An 18,565-nucleotide genomic window follows, 5' to 3' on the forward strand; every position below is an offset into this window, starting at 1 on the left:
AGGAGCAATCGCCGTGATTAGAACCAACAAGAAACCCCGCGACTTCACAAGACTGTCGACAGGGTGGAATATCATCTTCAACTTCATCGCGGGAATCGTTGCTTTCTTGTGCGTATTCCCGTTCCTGTTCGTTACCATCATCTCCTTTACGGATGAAAGCACGCTGGCCATGAACGGCTACAGCGTATTCCCGGAAAAACTCAGCCTGGAAGCCTACAAATACGTCTTTCAGACCGGCGACCAGTTACTGCGTTCCTATGGCGTCACGATTCTTGTAACCGTCCTGGGCACGCTGATCAGTTTGGTCATTACGACTTTGTTCGCGTATGCGATCTCGCGCAAGTCGTTTAAATATCGCAATTTCTTCGCGTTCTACGCTTTCTTCACGATGCTGTTCAACGGCGGTCTCGTGCCGACTTACATCGTGGCGACGCAGCTGCTGGGCCTCAAGAACTCCATCTGGGCGCTTGTGATGCCGCTGCTCGTCAACGCCTTCTACATCATGATCATGCGAACGTTCTTCGCGACGATGGTGCCCGGAGCCATTATCGAATCCGGCAAAATCGACGGCGCCGGCGAGTTCGGCATTTTCGCCCGGCTCGTACTTCCGCTGTCGCTTCCCGGCATCGCTACGATCGCGCTGTTTAATACGCTGGGCTACTGGAACGACTGGTTCAACGCGCTTCTGTATATCGACGATCCCAATTTAGTGCCGCTGCAGTCGATGCTGATGCGGATCGAGAACAGCATGCAATTTATTTTGCAGAACTCGCAGAACGCCTCCATCAACATGGGCATTTTGCAGGACATGCCGCAGGATACGTCGCGGATGGCGATGGTCGTGCTGGCCACGGGTCCTATCGTTTTTGCGTATCCGTTCTTCCAACGTTACTTCATCCAAGGCCTGACCATCGGCGCTGTAAAGGAGTAAGACGGAGCGGCCGATAATTCTATTACCGAATTATAACGACAATTGGAGGATTACGTAGACATGGAACAATTCCGACTTCCGAAAATAAACATGCCGCATCTTCCGCTTCCCGCGGCGGTGCTAGAGGTGCTGGACGAAGCGCGCGAGAAGCTGGCGCATCGCCCGAAGCTGCTGAAGCAATTTCTTAATTGTTTCCCGAATACGCTGGAAACGACGACGAAGCTGCTGGACGACGGCACGACATTCGTCATTACCGGCGATATCCCGGCGTGCTGGCTGCGCGACTCCGTCGAGCAGGTTATCCATTACGTGCCGCTCGCGGCCAACGATCCGGAGCTTCAACGCATTATCGGCGGCCTCATCAAACGCCACGCGCAATACATCGCCGTCGATCCTTACGCCAACGCGTTTAACGAAACGGCGAACGACTGGCATTGGAACGCGACGGACGTCACGGACATGGGGCCATGGGTGTGGGAGCGCAAGTTCGAGCTGGATTCCGCCTGCTTTACGGTCCGTCTTGCGTTCGAATATTGGAAGGCGACGGGGTTGACCGACATCTTCGACAGCGGGTTCAAAGCGATGCTCCGCTCGATTTTGGCCATGTGGAAGACGGAGCAGCGCCATGCGGAGCTTTCGCCGTACCGCTTCACCCGCAACAACGGCATTCCGACGGATTCGCTTCGAAACGACGGCTTGGGCATGCCGGTCAATTACACGGGCATGATCTGGTCCGGCTTCCGTTCCAGCGACGATGCCTGCGACTTCCATTACAACGTGCCGGCCAACATGTTCGCGGTCGTGGCGCTGCGCCAGATGCAGGAATTCGCGGAATGGGTATTCCGCGACATGGACCTGCTCGCGGAGCTCAAGAGGATGGAAGAGGACGTCGCGCACGGCATTACGTTATACGGCATCTACCGCCATCCGGAATTCGGGCCGATCTACGCTTACGAGACGGACGGATTCGGCAACTATTGCCTCATGGACGACGCGGGCACGCCGGGTTTGATGTCGATCCCGTATTTGGGCTACGTGTCGGCCGATGATCCCATCTACCAGAACACGCGCAGATTCGCGCTGAGCAAGGAGAATCCGTTCTACTTCGAAGGCAAGGCGGCGAAAGGAATCGGAAGCCCGCATACGCCGGACGGCTACATCTGGCATATGGCGTTGTCCATGCAAGGTCTAACGGCCGGGACGGCCGAAGAAAAGCTGGCGATGATCGACCTGTTGGAATCGACGGACGCGAACACGGGCTTTATGCACGAAGGATTCCACTCCGACGATCCTTCCGTCTTTACTCGGAGCTGGTTCGCCTGGTCCAACAGCCTGTTCTCCCAGCTCGTCTACAAGGCTATGAAAGAGGGATTGCTATGACCGGCGTCGTCATCTTATGCGATCCGTCCTTCCCGTCCGCGGGAGGGGCGCCGTCGGCGGAAGCCCGTGCCCTACTTTCCGGGGCAGGCAAGATCGTCTCCGCGGACGAATTAGCCGAAGCGTTGCGAGCAGCGCAGCCCGGCGCGTTCGTCAATCTGCATGCGCCTTTCTTCCCGAAAGATGCTTGGGGCGCCATCGCGTCGTTCCTGAAGCGGGGAGGCGGCTTGATCTCCGCCGGGGGAGCTCCCTTCAAGTTCCCTGTCCGCCGCAATGACGGCGGGGAGTGGACCGTCGAAGCGGAGCAGACCGCGTACCATCAGGAGCTCGGCATTCACGAGGCTCTGCGCGTGGATTCCGCTTCCGTCGAATCCCTGGTTCCTTCGGAGGATATTCCTCTGCTGGCGGGCAGCGAAGGTTTATTCGACGCCAAGGCGGATACTTGGAACCTGGTGCCCCATGTAACGAAGAGCAGCGACCTGCCGCATCAGATGGGCTCCTCGGGACCGATGGACGCCCGGATTTATCCGCTGCTTGCAGGCGCGAACGCCGATGGCCGCCGCCGTACCGCGCCGGTCGTCCTGTGGGAGCGTCTGCTAGGCGATTATGCCGGCGGCCGCTGGCTGTTCGTCGGCCAACCGCTTGGCGAAGCCTTCTGGAACGGCGGCGGAACGGAGGCGTTGGCGAGCTGGATCGCTTTCGTCGCGTCCGGTGTGACGGAATGGTGGCTCAAGCCGGATTACGCCAGCTACGAGCCCGGCGAACGACCGCTTCTGACGCTGCAGGCGCAGCGCCTCGGCAAGGGGCCGGCGTCGTCGGACGGTACGTGGAACGTGGCGATCGCCGTCTGGCGCATCGGCAAGGACGGCAACGGCGAGACGCTCTGGGAAGGAACGGCGTCGCTCGACGTGAGCGAACACTTCAAGCCGATCCGCCTGTCCTTGCCTATCGAGATCGTCGCGGGTTATTACCTCGTGAGCGCGGTCGCGATATCGGCCGGCGGCGAACGCCGTTCGCTTCGCCAGGGCTTCTGGGGTTTTGATAAGGAACTGCTGGCGGAAGGCTCGCCGGTGACGGCAGGACGCGACTATTTCCAGCAGGACGGAAGACCTCTCCCTGTCGTGGGCATGACTTACATGACAAGCGACGTAGCCCGCAAATTTCTGACGCTGCCGAACGCCGCCGTCTGGGATCGGGACATGGCGCAGATGCGCGCCTCGGGCATCAACTGGATCCGCACGGGCATCTGGACGGCCTATCGCAATATTATGGAGGTCGACGGACACGCGTCTGAAGCGGCGCTTCGCGCCATCGACGCGTTCCTGATGACGGCCAAGCGCCACGGTCTCCAGGTAACGTTCACGTTTTTCTCCTTCACCCCGGAGACTTGGGAAGGGCTGAACCCTTACCTGGATCCCCGCAGCTTGGAGGCCCAGAAGCGGTTCGTCCGCTCCATCGTCGGCCGTCATAAGGATACGGTCGGCGTGGACTGGGATCTCATCAACGAACCTTCCATGTTCGACCCGCCGCGCATCTTCTCGGACGGCCCTCGTTCCGCACGCGACCCGTTCGAGCGGGAAGCCTACTCCGCCTGGCTGCGGGAGCGGCATGGAACCATCGAAACGCTGCAAGAGCGCTGGAACATGACGCCGGGCCAGCTGCCGTCGTTCGAAGCCGCGGCTCCTCCGGAGCCGGAGGAGATCAACTTCGACGTGCAGGACATGCACAAGGCCAAGAAAGGCGGCAAGTGGCTGGATTACGTCCTGTTCTCAATGGATATGCACAATGTATGGGCGAGCCGGCTGTACGACGCGATCAAGGAAGTTTGTCCGGACCATATGGTGACGGTCGGCCAGGACGAGGCGCTCGGCGCGCAGCGGCCATCGCCGTTTTTCTACGAGGACGCCGCGGATTACACGACCGTGCATTCGTGGTGGCTGAACGACCATCTGCTATGGGACGGGGTGTTCGCCAAGACGGCGAACAAGCCGAATCTGGTCCAGGAGACGGGCATCATGTACGTGGAGACGCCGGACGGCCGGGCGAAGCGTTCGGAGGAGGAGCTGCGGTCGATTTTGGAGCGCAAATACGCTTACGCGTTCGCTGCTGGCGGAGCCGGCGCGATCCAGTGGATCTGGAATACGAACTTCTACATGGACAACGCGAACGAGTCGCATATCGGCGCCTTGCGAGCGGACGGCACGGAGAAGCCGGAAGCGGACGTATCCTACGATTTCGGAGCGTTCATGGAGGGAATCCGCGATCTGTTCGGCGAGAGGGAAGCCGAGGAGATCGCCGTCGTGTTCCCGTATTCCAACGACTTCTCCAACCGGAAGCTGGCGTTCGACGCCACGACCAAGGCGTCCCGCGTGCTGGGCTACCGGTTAAACGCTCCGTTCCGGGGAGTGGGCGAATACAGGCTCGACGACTTGCGGATACGCCCGGCCAAGCTCATCATCGTGCCGAGTCCGCATAACTTCGACGAAGAAGCTTTCGAGAACCTCGTCGCGATCGCGGCGGATACGGGGGCGACGCTGCTCTGGACGGGGCCGATCGGCCTCGATCCGTATTGGCGACAGGCGAAACGGCTGCCGGAATTGCTCGGCGAGCTGCGCCACGAGAATATTCGCCGCGAAGAACGGCTTTGGCTGAACGAGGCGGCGGGCAGCGGCTTAGGCGGAAAATCTCCGGTCGAGCTGTCCTTCGGAGCCCGTCGAATCGCCGAAACGTTGAAAGAAACAACCTTGCGCGAGGACGGCTCGGCCGATGGAGATCGACTCGTTGAAGCGGCGATTGGAGCAGGAACCTTGCTCTGGAGTCCCATCCCGGTGGAGCTGAACGAGCGCTCCGAGTCGGTGGAGCGGCTGTATCGGCACGCCATGAAGAAAGCCGGCGTATCGGAGGACCTGATCTGGCTGGAAGGCGGGGAGCTGCCCGGCGTATACGGACGCAAGCTGCGGTTCGGAGGCGGAACGCTGTTTACGTTCGTCTCGGAATGCGGCTTCGACGCGAAGATTACCGTGAAGGATCCCGCTAGCGGAACCGTATATTCCTTCGAGCTTCCCCGCGAACGGTCCGTCTTGTTCGCGGCGGACGGAAACGGGGAGTTGCTGGCGACGTATCGGCCGAACGAAGTGAAGATCATGACTGAACGATAGATGGAACGATGAATGGAGAAGGAGGGCGGAACAACATGACCAACCGAACGACGGCGCACATCATCTCGCATACCCATTGGGATCGGGAATGGTATCTGCCCTACGAGAAACATCATGCCCGGTTAATCGCGTTGATGGATACCCTGTTAGATACGATGGCTGCCGATCCGGAATACAAGAGCTTTTTCCTGGACGGTCAGACGATTATCATGGAAGACTACCTGCAAGTAAGGCCGGAGCGGAGAAGGGAACTGGAAGCTCTGATCGCCGCGGGCCGCATCGGCATCGGACCTTGGTACATTTTGCAGGACGCGTTCCTGACCAGCTCCGAAGCCAACGTGCGCAACATGCAGATCGGACATCGGGACGCCAAGCCTTACGGCACGATCGCCAAGGTGGGGTACTTCCCCGATACGTTCGGCATCGTGGGGCAAGCGCCTCAGCTCATGAAGCAGTCCGGCATCGACAACGCCATGTTCGGACGCGGCGTCAAGCCGACGGGCTTTAACAATCAAGTGGCGGATTCCGAATACGAATCGTCGTTCTCGGAGCTGATCTGGGAAGGTCCGGACGGCTCTCGCGTGCTGGGCATTCTGTTCGCGAATTGGTACAGCAACGGCAACGAGGTGCCCGTGGACGAGGAGGAAGCTCGCGAATACTGGACGCGCAAGCTGGACGACGCGAGGCGCTACGCCTCCACGGGCGAGCTGCTCTACATGAACGGCTGCGACCATCAGCCCATCCAGACGGATCTGCCTTCCGCGATCCGGAAGGCGAAGGAGCTGTATCCGGATATCGACTTCGTGCATTCGAGCTTCGAGGAATACCTGGCCGCCGTCCGTTCGTCGCTTTCGGGCGACCTGTCGGTCGTTCGCGGCGAGCTGCGCAGCCAGCGCACGGACGGCTGGTCGACGCTTGTAAACACGGCTTCCGCTCGCGTCTATCTGAAGCAGATGAATCAGCGCGGGCAAGCGATCCTGGAACGGACGGCGGAACCGCTCGCGGCCATGGCGCATCTGCTTGGCACGCCGTATCCGCATCATCTGTTCGTGTACGCCTGGAAGACGCTCATGCAGAACCATCCGCATGACAGCATCTGCGGCTGCAGCGTCGACGAGGTGCACCGCGAGATGGTGACCCGCTTCGATAAGAGCCTCCACATGGCGGAATCCATCGTCCAAGATAGCTTGGACGCCATCGTGAGCGGGATCGACACGAGCCGCTTCGCGGAATTCGGCGACGATGCTCTGCCGTTCGCGGTCTTCAACACGAGCGGCTGGGAACGTTCCGGCGTCGCGACCGTGGAGCTTGACGTCACCCGCTTGTACTTCCGCGACGGCGTGCCGCTTCCGGAGATGAACCGGCGCATGGAGGCGATCAGCCTGGAGGGCCGCACGCTCGTTAACGAGCTCGGCCAACCGGTGGCTTGCGAGCTGGAGGATCTGGGTCTGCAGTTCGGCTACGATCTGCCGGACGACAAGTTCCGCCAGCCGTACATGGCCCGCAGGGTGAAGCTGACGTTCCGGGCTTCTGGCGTTCCCGCGCTTGGCTGGCGTTCCTACGCCTGGGTACGGGAGACTGTGTCAGGGGCCGGCGAGTCCAAGCCGGAGTTCTCCATCCTGCAAGGGGAGCAAACCCTCGATAACGGCTTGCTGCGCGTCGAGCTTGCCGAAGACGGCAGCATGATGCTCTTTGACGCCGCAAGCGGCAGAACGTACCGCGACCTGCTCGTGTTCGAGGATGCAGGCGACATCGGCAACGAATATATGTTCAGGCAGCCGGCAGGCGAGTCTGCAATTCTGACGAAAGGCAAGCCAGCCGTCATCTCCGTCGCGGAGAACAACGCATTCCGCGCGTCCTTGTCGATCGTGCACGAGCTGGACATTCCGGCTTGCGGCGACGACTTGTTCGAGAAGGAGAAGAGGGAAGCCGTGTATTTCCCCGATCGTCTTGGGGGAAGAACGAAGGAGCGCACGGTCAAGCTGGTCATCCGCGCTCTCGTAACGCTGGAGCGGGACAGCCGGGAAGTCGGCATCCAGGTGAGCTTCAACAACGAAGCCAAGGATCATCGCGTTCGCGCGTTGTTCCCGACGGATATCCAGGCTTCCCATCACTACGCGGATTCCGTGTTCGAAGCCGCGAAGCGGGACAACGAACCGGCCGCCGAGTGGCGGAACCCGAGCAACTGCCAGCATCAGCAGGCATTCGTGGACGTGAGCGGGGAATCGGCGGGACTTGTCGTGTCCAACCTGGGTTTAAGCGAATACGAGCTGCTGCGCGACGGCCGCAACACGATCGCGGTCACGCTGCTGCGCGCCGTCGGCGAGCTTGGCGATTGGGGCGTCTTCCCGACGCCGGAAGCCCAATGTCTCGGCGAGCATTCCTTCGCCATGTCGCTGCTGCCTCATGACGGCGAGAGCGGCCGGTTTCAGGCTTACGCGAAAGCGTACCAGGCTCAGACGGAGTGGCAAAGCGCGCAGACCGGCGTTCACGGCGGCAAGCTGGAGCCGGCGGCGTCCCCGCTTAATTGGACGAGCGAAGCGCTCGCGTTTTCGTCGATGAAAATCGCCGAGGAATCCGGCGATCTCATGCTTCGCTGGTTTAACATGGGCGGGGAGCCCGAAGCATTGCGGTTGCGGCTGCCCGAGGGAGCCACGCAAACCTATGTTAGCGATATTCTGGAACGGCATTCGGATGAGTATGCGGTTCCCGGCGAACAAGGCGACAACGTCGTGCTTAACGTAAGGCCTTTCGAAATCTTAACGGTCGGCTGTCGCGTATGACAACGTTCTGAGAGCGGTAGAGGTCATTATTGAATCCTTGCAAGAATAAGAGAAGCGAGTCCAGCCATGCAGGCGGGCTCGCTTTGTTTGTTTTAAAGGAAATTATGCAACTCCCAGACTTGTGAACAAAAGATTAAAAAATCTAACGGACACCAGAAGGCTGTCGATTCATTGGAGGCCGTCTATTCATTGTGGAAAGGTGAAATTGCGGGCAAGTGTCCGGTAAGAAATGAACGGGAGTAACTGTAACGGATATGAGAGGCGCTATTACAGTAAAAAGCCGCACTTCGCAAATCTAATGGAACTGACAGCCCTTATGAGGGGCAAAAGTCCAGGGTTTGCCTGGATTTCTCACGAATAACGTCGCAGAGTTCCGTTGGATTTTAAAATCATGCCAAACGATCCATATAAGGGCCCTCACTTCCGTTAACACGTTGGCGAGGATGGATTGCAGCTTCATTTCCAGTTTTGCACACCATGAATCGACGGCCTCCTGAGGTCCGTTAGCGATAGGCGCGATGATGATGCGAATACGATCGTGTATGTCCTATAGACACTAAGTAACTGGACGATTTGTGTTTTTGAGCGCATTATTCATGCATTTGGAATTCCCCCGGCGGCGTGCCGTAGTGTTGCTTGAACACGTACGAGAAATGTTTGACGCTGAGGTAGCCTACCTTTTCGGCGACGTCGTACACCTTCTCCGGCGGTTTGGCCCGGAGCAGCTGCGCGGCGCGTTCCATGCGGACGCGAGTCAAATATTTGATATACGATTCCCCCGTGTTCTGATGGAAGAGGCTGCTGAGGTAGCCCGGCGACATGCCCATCTTGTCCGCGATTAGCGCAAGACTGATCGGCTCGGCATAATGCGCCTGAATATACTTCTTCACTTTGGTGACGGTCTCGTGCTGCTCATGTTCGCCGCGGCCGTCGGCCTGCGCGAGAAGCCGGTGCTCCTCTGCGATCTGTCTGCCTTTCATAGCGGCTCCGGCCGAGCGGTAGGAGGCGCCAAGCTGGAGCGCGTCCAGCTCCGCCGAGCCGGCCGCGCCCCACAGGCCAAGGCCGGTCATGCTTAAGACGGCCTGCGCGAGCCGGGCGTACAGATCGGCGCAGCGCCGGGCGACATCGTCGCCGTTGTCGCCCGGCACAAGCAGGGCGGTTCGTTGTTGGTGATCCGCGAAGAGGACGATGCCGGGATCGTCTTCGGTCAGCTCCGCCGCAGTCTGGTGGACGATGTAGCGGAACAAGGCCTGGTCGCTCGGCGTAATGCCGCGCTCCACCAGCTGGCCTTCGTCCAGATCGACCAGCAGGATGGCGCCTTCCGCTTCCAGCAGATTGATCTTGAGCCGGTACAGGAGGGGGTGGAGCACTTTGAGCTCCATGTGATTGTCGGTCACGACGGCATGCAGGAAGTTGCGGGCGACTTGCTCCCGGGATTGTTCGGACAAGGCGTGGGAGGCGGCCAGCTCCGCTCGTTCCGAATCCAGCTCGGCCGCCATCCGGTCAAGCACGGCGATCAGCTCTTCATTCACAAGCGGCTTCAGCATATATTCGTTCACGCCGTAACGCATCGCTTCTTTGGCAAGCGCGAACTCGTCGTAGCCGGACAAAATAACCATTCGCGGCTTCACAGGTCTGCCCGACAGCTCCTTGGCCAGCTCGATGCCGTTCATGACCGGCATTTTGATATCGGTGACGATAAGGTCGAACGTTTCCCCCCGTTCCATCAAATCCAGCGCCTCCTGCCCGTCTCCGGCTTCGCCGGCGCAGACCCACGCTTGATGCAACGCGCCTATCTTGTTTTTTATATAGTCCCTCGTCATCGGCTCGTCGTCGACGATCAGCAATTTGTACATGTCGGCTCAGCTCTCTTTCGTATCGGGGTAAGGAATCGCCAGCGTTACGGTTGTGCCCAGTCCCGGAGCGCTCTTGACAAACAATCCGTAATCGCCGCCGTATTTGACTTTTATCCGTTTGTTTACATTCACGAGCCCGATGCCGGTACGGGGGCGATCGTCGTCAGCCGCAACTACCGGATCCTCCATACGTTCAATCTTCCGTCTTAGCAGCGCGATCGTCTCCGCGTCCATGCCGGGTCCGTCGTCGCGCACCTCGAGCAGCAGTCTGCCCGGCTCCATCGCCGACGACACCGCGATCGTCGTCGGTTCCTTCCGCCGCTCGCAAGCGTGGACGACCGCGTTCTCGACGATCGGCTGCAGCAGGAGCGCAGGGACGGGATGGCCGAACAGGGCGGGATCGATATCGATCGCGTAGGATAGCCGCCCTTCGTACCGGCTGCTCTGAATGCCGAGATAAGCATGCAGCAGCTCGACCTCCTTGCGCAGCGGCATCTCCTTGTCCCACTGCGCCATCCCTCGCAAAATGCTGCTCAGCGCGTTAATATGCTCGATCGCCTTCTCCTGCTTGCCGGATTGCATGGACAGGCTGATCAGGTTCAGCGTATTGAAAATAAAATGCGGCCGGATCTGGTTGAACAGCGCGTTAATTTGCGCTTCCTGCTGCAGCAGCTTCGATTCGTACACTTCCTTCACCAGCTCGGTATTCTCCCGCAGCATAATGCCGATCCGACCGACGAGCCGGTTGAACGCCGCCGCGAGATACCCCATCTCGTCCCGCCGGTCGCTCTGGAAGGCGACGTCGGTTCGTCCCAGCTCCACCTCCTTCATCAGCTTGACGATCGACAGCAGCGGCTTCAGGAAATGCCGGGTCAAGACGATCAGCGCAACCATGGCGATCAGCGCGGCGCCGACGGAGAACAGCAGCGCCCGGTTGCGGGTTGCGATCGCTTCGCGGTTCATCTCCGAGACGGAGCTGACGGCGACGATCGTCCAGCCGATGCGAGGCACGGCAGCTTTGTTCAGCAGATAGCCGCCCGAGATGGAGGCCGGCGAAGCCAGCGCGGACAATGCCGTATCCTGGTGTTCGTCGGCGGACGAATAAACAAATTCGTTGCCGGCATCCAGAATATAAAGTCCGCCTCCGGCCCCCATCCCCGCCTTCTCCAAAATATCGATAATGCCGCTATAATCGGCGTCCGCTTTAATAACGCCCAGTATAACCTGCGTATTGCTGATGCTGCGAAGCTGCTTGACGACGGAGAAGGTGCGCACCTTGCCGCCGCTCTCGCCCGCGGCGCTGCCGCTGTCCGGCACAAAGATGTATTCCTGGCTGGAGAGCGCTTGTTTGTACCAATCGTATTCCTTCATCTTCTCGTCCGGCACGAGCTTGGTCGGCAGGCGGGCGCTGGAGTAGATTTCGTCCGTCACGATGGAGACGCGCACGATATCCCCGCGGGGGAAAATCATGATTTCGTCCAGATAATTTTCGATCAGCCGCCGCTTCTCAAGCTGCTCCAGCTCGGTGCCGCCGGGCGGCGCCTCAAGAGCTTCCATAATGCCTTCGTTCCGGTAAGGATACAGCGTCAGCCGGTACAAGTCGTCGAGATACGTATCGATATTAAGCGTCACCTGGTCCAAAATTTGCTGAACCTTCTCGGAGGATTGCCGTTGAAAGTCGCGCGTATAACGTGTATAAGACAGATAGGATTCAAAAAAAACGGAGCTGAGGAGCAGCAGGCCGGTCATGGCGAGCAGCTTCGTCTTAATGCTCCATTCGCGATAACTTCGGATCGGGACAATCGATTTCATGGCGCTCCTCCTCTTTTTCTCCATTGTATAGACGATCGCGGCGCCTTGGAAGACGATCTGAAAAAACCGTACCGCAATCTTATTTTTCAGGTATTCCAACAAGCAACTCACACCGTTTAAGCTTAACTTGCAGCACAAAAATCGATCCTCGGGGGAGGAAACACTGTGATTTTACGTAAAAAAACGAGTTGGTTCATTAGCGTCATCCTGATCTTGACCCTAACCGCGGCTTGCAGTTCCGGCAACGGCGGCAACCAGGGAAGCGCCTCTACGGCGCAACCTTCGCCAAGCGCCTCGGCGACAGAGAAGCCGCAGGAGAAGGTTACGCTGAAATTTTTTACGGGCAAGGTGGAGACGGTGGATCTCATCAATGAACTGATCGCGAAGTTCGAAGCCGACAATCCGAACATCAAGGTCGAGCAGGAATATCAGAAGGATGCGAGCAATGTCATTAAAGTCAAGTTCGCCTCCGGCGACATTCCGGACATTACGACCGTCTACGCGCAGGATTATGTCGATCAGGGCAAATATCTCGATCTCTCGAACGAGCCGTTCTGGTCCCGCGTCCTGCCGGCGATCAAGGAGCTGAACACCGACATCAAGTCGGGCAAACAGTATCGCGTCGCGACGAATGTGACGATGGCCGGCATCTTCTACAACAAGAAGGTGTTCGAGGAGTTGGGTCTGAAGGAAGCCCATACGTGGGCGGAGTTCAAAAACAATCTGCAGTCGATCAAGGACAAGAAACCCGACATGACGCCGATGTTCCTGGCCGGCAAAGATTCGTGGACGCTCGGCCATCTGATCGAATTTATGGCGCATGGCGTCATCAAGCAGAAGTTCGGCGTGGCGGACGCCCGCGCGGCATTTATCAACAACGAAGCGGATAAATTGCAATTCGACGCGCAGGGCGGCGGCATCGAAACGTTCGCCGGCAGGCTGATGGAGCTGAAGGAAGCGGGTCTTATTAACGGCGACGCCCTCACGGCGACCTACGACAACCAGAAGGAAGCGTTCGTCACCGGCAAGTCCGCGCTGTTTAGCCAAGGCATGTGGGTGCTCGGCGATCTGCTGGCGCTGAACCCGGACATTGCGGGCGATATCGGCTTCTCGCCGTTCCCGGCTATCGTCGACGGCACGCAGCCGGTGACGCTGTCGGCGGAGGATTCCGTCTACGCGATAGCGGCGGAGTCGAAACATCCGGAAGAAGCGAAGAAGTTTCTGGAGTTTCTGTTCCAGCCGGACAATCTGAAAGCTTACAGCGAATTTCTGAAATCGCCTCCGGCGTTCACGGACGTCAGCGCGGATTGGGGACCGCTCAAGGACCAGGCGGCAGCCGCGCTGGAGGCCGGCGTCAACATCGCGTTTACCGACACGCCGTCGGGTTTCTCGGGCGACGATGCGGGGCGCATGGTGCAGGAGCTGCTGGCTAGCAAATACAAAACATCCGTCGAATTCGCTTCCGCTTACAAAGAAGCGTGGGACAAAGCGTGGAACGCAACGAATAAATAAAGTCCGAACGGCGGGAGAGAGAAACCATGCGCATCATGTTCCGAAAAATAAACGGAAACCTGCATCACTTTATGGCGGTTCCGGCGATCCTGCTGTTCGGTTTGTTTTTCCTCTATCCGCTTATGCAGGGGATCGGGATCAGCCTGACGGATTCCAACGGCATGACTGAACCGAACTTCGTCGGATTGCAAAACTTCTTCGATTTCTTCCGGGACGACAGGGCGCGTAACGACGTCATGATTACGGTCTGGTTCGCGCTCGGCAGCGCGCCGCTGCTCAATCTGTTCGGCTTGCTGTACGCGCTGTTCCTGGACAGAAAGCTGGCAGGCAGGGGGATCGTCCGCGCGGCGGTCTACCTGCCCGCCGTTATCAGCCCGCTCATTATGGGCTACATCTGGTATTTCATCCTGCAGCCGGAACGGGGGTATCTCGCTCACGTGCTGCAAGGAATCGGACTTGGCTCCCTTGACGTGAATTGGCTGGGCGAAAGCTCCTCGGCGCTGATCGTGCTCATCGTCGTCAACGTCTGGCAATACGTCGGGATGACTATGATCGTCTACCTGGCCGGCTTGCAAGGGATTCCGGCCGATATGTACGAAGCCGCGCGGATGGACGGGGCGGGGAGATGGGCGGCGCTTCGTTATGTGACGCTGCCGCTGCTGTACCCGTCGATCAAGATCAACGTCGTAACGAACATCATCGGCTCGCTGTCGGTGTTCGAGATTATCGTGGCGCTGACGGACGGGGGTCCGGGCTACGCGACGGAGTCGCTCAGCATTTACATTTTGCGCATGCTGTACGGCAGCTTTACGGGTTATTCCACGGCAGTCGCGTTAATCCTGTTCGTCATTATTTTGATCCCCGTCGCGTTGTTCCTTCGGTTTACGAGAAAGTCCGAATACGAGCTTTGAGAGGGTACTCGCCATGACAATGAATCGAAAGTTATCGGCCGCGGCCAAATATACGATTGCGGGGATCATGGTGCTGATCGCCCTGATTCCCTTCTACGTCTTGCTTTATCTGTCCATGAACACGCCGTCGGCGACCGTCTTTGGCGGCCTGCTTCTTGTGCCGGACTTTCACCTCGGCAATTTCGCCGACGCGTGGGCTGGGTCGAAGCTGGGACGGTCCATGATCAATTCCTTGATCATTACGTTCGGGGCGGTGGCGCTGATCGTTTTCGTCGCCAGCTCCGCCGGTTATTCCATTGCCAGGTTCCGCAGCAGGGGGAATTTGGCGATTTTCAACACGCTGCTCGCTTGCCTGATGATCCCTGCGATCATTATTACGGTGCCGCTGTATACGCTCATGCGATCCATCGGCGGCATCAACACCCACTGGGCGATGATTTTGCTGACGGCGGCGAACGCGCTGCCCTTGTCGGTATTTCTGTATACAAGTTTTATTCGCACGCTTCCTAAGGAAGTCGAGGAGTCGGCCGTCATGGACGGCTGCACGTACTTTACCGCGTTCTGGCGGGTTACGTTCCATTTTCTCCGTCCCGTCACTTCGGCGGTTATTATATTGACCGGGCTTGGCATCTGGAACAACTACGGACAGGCGGTCTTTTTCCTGCAAAGCCAGGAGATGCGCACCGTGCCGCTTGCGGTGTCGATGTTCTTCCAGACGTACGGGGCGAAGTGGAACCTGATGGCGGCCGCTGCCTTGATCGGTCTGGCTCCGGCAGTACTGGCGTTTCTGGCGTTTCAGCGGTATTTCATTAAGGGCATTACGGCGGGCGCGCTGAAAGGATGAGGTTATAGTTGGAGGCAAAAGAAAACGGGATCGCGATAACGGATATTTATCCCTTGAAGGCGCAATATCGCAGCGGGGAGACGGTCACGCTTGCTGTCGAGCTTGCGAACCGCTCCGGCGCAGCGGCGAAGGGGAGCTTGCGCTGCGAAATCCGCGAGCTGGACGACGTCGTGCAAGTGGCCGAGCGGCAAGTGGACGTCTCGGCGAACGGAACGGCGACGATACAGTTCGACGTCGGGCCGTTCGTTACCGATTTTGCCGGTTATGGGGCCGACGCCGAGTTGATGGAGGCAGCTGCCGGACCAGCGGGCGCGGATGCAGTCCAGGCGGGCGAGATATACGCCAGTCAGTCCGTTTCCCGCATGTCCACGGCGTTCGACGTCGTCTCGGATTGGCGGCGGGCGGCACGCTACGGCTTCCTGAGCGACTTCGGTCCGGAGGAGGCCGGCGATGACGGGGATATTCGGTGGTTGTCGAAGCTGCATGTCAATCTGGTGCAATTTTACGACTGGATGTATCGGCATGACGACCTTGTGAGCGGGGAGGCGGCATATACCGATCTGATGGGCAGAGTCGTAAGCCGGCGCGTGGTCGAGGAGAAAATAACGTTATGCCATGAACATGGCATGAAAGCAATCGCCTACGGAGCGGTGTATGCGGCCAGCAAGCCGTTCGCCGAGCGGCATCCCGACTGGCGGTTATACACGGGAGCGGGCGAGCCGTTCGATTTTATCGGCATCTTCAACATTATGAATATTGCGCGGGATTGCCCGTGGCATGGCCATATCGTCGGCGAATACCGCAAGGCGGTGGAGGCGCTGGACTTCGACGGCATCCATATGGATACGTACGGGTTCCCGAAGACGGGGTGGTCGAGGCTGGACGGACGGCCGCGGCTGGAGCGGCTTGCGGAGCAGTTCCCGGCTTTGATCGAGTCGACGCGGGAGGTGCTGGCGCCGCTTAAGGACGACATCTGCCTGATCTTCAACAACGTAGGCAATTGGCCGGTGGATACCGTCGCAAGCGCGAGCCAGGATGCCATCTACGTGGAAGTGTGGAAGCCGTATGAGCGTTACCATCATCTTAGGGATATCATTGCTTGGGCGAAACACTTGAGCGGCGGCAAAAATATCATTCTCGCGGCCTACTTGAAGCCGTTCCGGGAAGTCGGGCCGCTTGGCGAGGACGGAGCCGAACTCGGGTTCCGGCTGCTGAACGCGGTCGTAACCGCACATGGGGCAAGCCACTTGCTGCATGGGGAGAACGGCGGCGTGCTGACGCAAGGTTATTACGTCGACCATTCGAAGCTTCGCGGCGGTTTCCTGCGGACGGTGCGGGAGTATGCCGATTTCGGCGTGCGGTACAGCCATTTGTTGAACGCTCCCGGGCTGCGTGACGTGTCCATGACGCATGCGGATGGCGACAATCTGGAATACGCTTTCGAAGGGTTCCATTACAGCACGTATGGGGAAGCGGGCAAAACGTGGACCATTATCCGGGAAAATGAGCAATTGAAGCAGATTCATTTCGTCAATCTTGCGTCCGCAACGGACGATCTCTGGAACGAAGCCAAGGAGCAGCCGACGCCAGTCGCGGGGCGAATCGTCCGGATCGAAGTGGCGGATGCGCCGGCGTCGGTCCTCCTTGCAAGCCCGGATTCGAACGGGGGACGGCCGGTCGCGATCGACTACAGGCTGGAGAAGACGGACAGGGGCAACGTCGCCGTTATAGCGCTGCCGCCCCTCCAATTGTGGGATATGCTTGTGATTAGGAATCTCTGAATTCATGCGGCGTGACGCCGTACCGTTCCTTAAACACCTTGATGAAATAACTGGTTTTCTGATAGCCGACCATGGCTGCGATCTCGTAGATTTTTTCCTGCGAGGAGCGCAGCATATGGGCGGCTTTTTCCATTTTCAACCGGGACAAGTAGTCGCTGAGGATTAGATCGGTATGACCGACTTAAATTCGGAAAAGTATGCCTAACGGGAAGAATAGATCGGTATGACCGACTTATATTCGGAAAAGTGTGCGTAACAGGAAGAGTAGATCGGTGTCACCGACTTAAATTCGGAAAAGTGTGCCTAACGGGAAGAATAGATCGGTATGACCGACTTAAACGCGGACCTAAAATAAAAATGATGATTTAATGAAGATTCAACCCTTATATATTGCGTCATAATTAAATATATGATACATATTAAATAATGAAAATGAGTGCTAATACATGAATGCAACCAAAAAAAGAGATGAACCTACGAGGAGAGAGCGAGTATGGAGAGAGAGCTTGCGCTAGAAATTGTGAGAGTTACGGAGCTGGCGGCATTGGCTTCGGCGCCATGGATGGGCCGTGGAGACAAAAACGGCGCAGACGGAGCCGCAACCTCCGCAATGAGAGCGATGTTCGATTCGGTGTCGATAAGGGGAACGGTCGTCATTGGCGAAGGCGAGATGGATGAGGCGCCAATGTTATACATTGGCGAAGAGGTGGGCAGCTTAAACGGTCCCGAGGTCGACGTCGCAGTGGATCCGTTGGAAGGGACGGAGATCGTCGCCAAGGGGCTGAACAACGCATTGTCCGTCATTGCAGTCGCTGGCAAAGGTCAATTGCTGCATGCGCCGGATATGTATATGGAGAAGCTGGCTTACGGACCTGCTTTGGTCGGCAAGCTCAGCATAACGGATTCCATGGAGGAGACTTTGTCCAAAGCGGCGGAAGCACTGAACAAAAAGGTGTCCGATTTGACGGTGATGATTCTCGACCGTACCCGTCATGAGGCGATCATCAAAGTGCTAAGGAAGGTTGGCGTTCGCATCAAGTTTTTATCCGATGGGGACGTAGCAGGGGCTATGGCGCCGGCTTTTCCGGAGGCGGGAATTGATTTGTACGTGGGGTCGGGCGGAGCGCCGGAAGGGGTGCTCGCGGCTGCCGCGCTGAAATGTCTAGGAGGCGAATTGCAGGGGAGATTGATGCCCGCCGACGCGGCGGAATACGACCGCTGCATCGCGATGGGCATTGCTGATCCTTATAAGGTACTGACGATGGAAGATATGGTCGGAACGGAGGATGTTATTTTCGCGGCTACGGGGGTCACCCCGGGCGAATTTCTTGGCGGCGTCCGCTATTTCCCGGATGAACGGGCGGAGACCCATTCCATCGTCATGCGCGCCAAAACCAAAACGGTTCGTTTCGTGCGCTCCATTCACTATCTGCCCAATAAGACGTTCCTCCAGGCAGCGCGCTGAATGTAGTTAATCGCAGCGAGCGGGCATCGTCGCTAGTGAATCGGAATAATTTTCTCCTACTAGGAGTAGGAGCTCATATGTCTTACAGAAAAGAGGGCAGTCCTCAAAGTCTCCGTTGGATGACTTTGGGGATTG

At 58.2% G+C, this 18,565-nt stretch carries 12 protein-coding genes; 9 read left to right on the top strand and 3 right to left on the bottom strand.

Features of this window, described 5'->3' with window-relative positions; translation table 11 throughout:
* Window positions 1–13 precede the first annotated feature (13 nt).
* Genes H7F31_RS14555 through H7F31_RS14570 form a run of 4 tightly spaced genes read left to right on the top strand, consistent with a single transcriptional unit; the run spans window position 14 to window position 8,249 of the window.
* Window positions 14–931, top strand: coding sequence for a carbohydrate ABC transporter permease (locus H7F31_RS14555; protein ID WP_261800422.1), 918 nt, complete (start codon window positions 14–16; stop codon window positions 929–931).
* Window positions 932–991: 60 nt separating this feature from the next.
* Window positions 992–2,311: a glycoside hydrolase family 125 protein gene (locus H7F31_RS14560; protein WP_187104761.1), complete on the top strand. Its 1,320-nt coding sequence runs from the start codon at window positions 992–994 to the stop codon at window positions 2,309–2,311.
* Window positions 2,308–5,466 (top strand): beta-galactosidase, encoded by a 3,159-nt coding sequence (locus H7F31_RS14565; protein WP_187104762.1) that lies wholly within the window; start codon window positions 2,308–2,310, stop codon window positions 5,464–5,466. The genes H7F31_RS14560 and H7F31_RS14565 overlap by 4 nt, the downstream gene beginning before the upstream one ends.
* Before the next feature lie 35 nt (window positions 5,467–5,501).
* Complete coding sequence (locus H7F31_RS14570; protein ID WP_187104763.1) at window positions 5,502–8,249, top strand: alpha-mannosidase; 2,748 nt, start codon at window positions 5,502–5,504, stop codon at window positions 8,247–8,249.
* A 590-nt stretch (window positions 8,250–8,839) separates the two neighbouring features.
* On the opposite strand, the gene H7F31_RS14575 is transcribed toward H7F31_RS14570, so the two are convergent.
* Both H7F31_RS14575 and H7F31_RS14580 read right to left on the bottom strand, forming a co-directional pair.
* On the bottom strand, window positions 8,840–10,105 hold the full coding sequence (locus H7F31_RS14575; protein ID WP_187104764.1) for a response regulator: 1,266 nt from the start codon (window positions 10,103–10,105) through the stop codon (window positions 8,840–8,842).
* Between the two features lie 6 nt (window positions 10,106–10,111).
* Entirely contained in the window at window positions 10,112–11,917 is a 1,806-nt protein-coding gene (locus H7F31_RS14580) for a cache domain-containing sensor histidine kinase (RefSeq protein ID WP_187104765.1), read from the bottom strand.
* A gap of 165 nt (window positions 11,918–12,082) precedes the next feature.
* Between H7F31_RS14580 and H7F31_RS14585 the strand changes: the two genes are divergently transcribed.
* The 4 genes from H7F31_RS14585 to H7F31_RS14600 are packed head-to-tail and all read left to right on the top strand — an operon-like array spanning window position 12,083 to window position 16,965.
* Window positions 12,083–13,429: an ABC transporter substrate-binding protein gene (locus tag H7F31_RS14585; protein ID WP_187104766.1), complete on the top strand. Its 1,347-nt coding sequence runs from the start codon at window positions 12,083–12,085 to the stop codon at window positions 13,427–13,429.
* A 26-nt stretch (window positions 13,430–13,455) separates the two neighbouring features.
* Window positions 13,456–14,340, top strand: coding sequence for a carbohydrate ABC transporter permease (locus H7F31_RS14590; RefSeq protein WP_187104767.1), 885 nt, complete (start codon window positions 13,456–13,458; stop codon window positions 14,338–14,340).
* 13 nt (window positions 14,341–14,353) lie between these two features.
* Window positions 14,354–15,184, top strand: a complete 831-nt coding sequence (locus H7F31_RS14595) for a carbohydrate ABC transporter permease (protein ID WP_222622752.1) — start codon at window positions 14,354–14,356, stop codon at window positions 15,182–15,184.
* A gap of 8 nt (window positions 15,185–15,192) precedes the next feature.
* On the top strand, window positions 15,193–16,965 hold the full coding sequence (locus H7F31_RS14600; RefSeq protein ID WP_187104768.1) for a glycoside hydrolase family 66 protein: 1,773 nt from the start codon (window positions 15,193–15,195) through the stop codon (window positions 16,963–16,965).
* Here the strand turns inward: H7F31_RS14600 and H7F31_RS14605 are convergent.
* On the bottom strand, window positions 16,952–17,098 hold the full coding sequence (locus H7F31_RS14605; RefSeq protein ID WP_261800514.1) for a helix-turn-helix domain-containing protein: 147 nt from the start codon (window positions 17,096–17,098) through the stop codon (window positions 16,952–16,954). The two genes, H7F31_RS14600 and H7F31_RS14605, sit on opposite strands and share 14 nt — an antisense overlap.
* A 360-nt stretch (window positions 17,099–17,458) precedes the next feature.
* On the opposite strand from H7F31_RS14605, the gene glpX reads away from it, so the two are divergent.
* Complete coding sequence (gene glpX, locus H7F31_RS14610) at window positions 17,459–18,430, top strand: class II fructose-bisphosphatase (RefSeq protein WP_187104770.1); 972 nt, start codon at window positions 17,459–17,461, stop codon at window positions 18,428–18,430.
* Window positions 18,431–18,565: the final 135 nt, after the last annotated feature.

The sequence above is a fragment of the Paenibacillus sp. PAMC21692 genome (genome assembly GCF_014303795.1).
Taxonomy (GTDB): domain Bacteria; phylum Bacillota; class Bacilli; order Paenibacillales; family Paenibacillaceae; genus Pristimantibacillus; species Pristimantibacillus agaridevorans.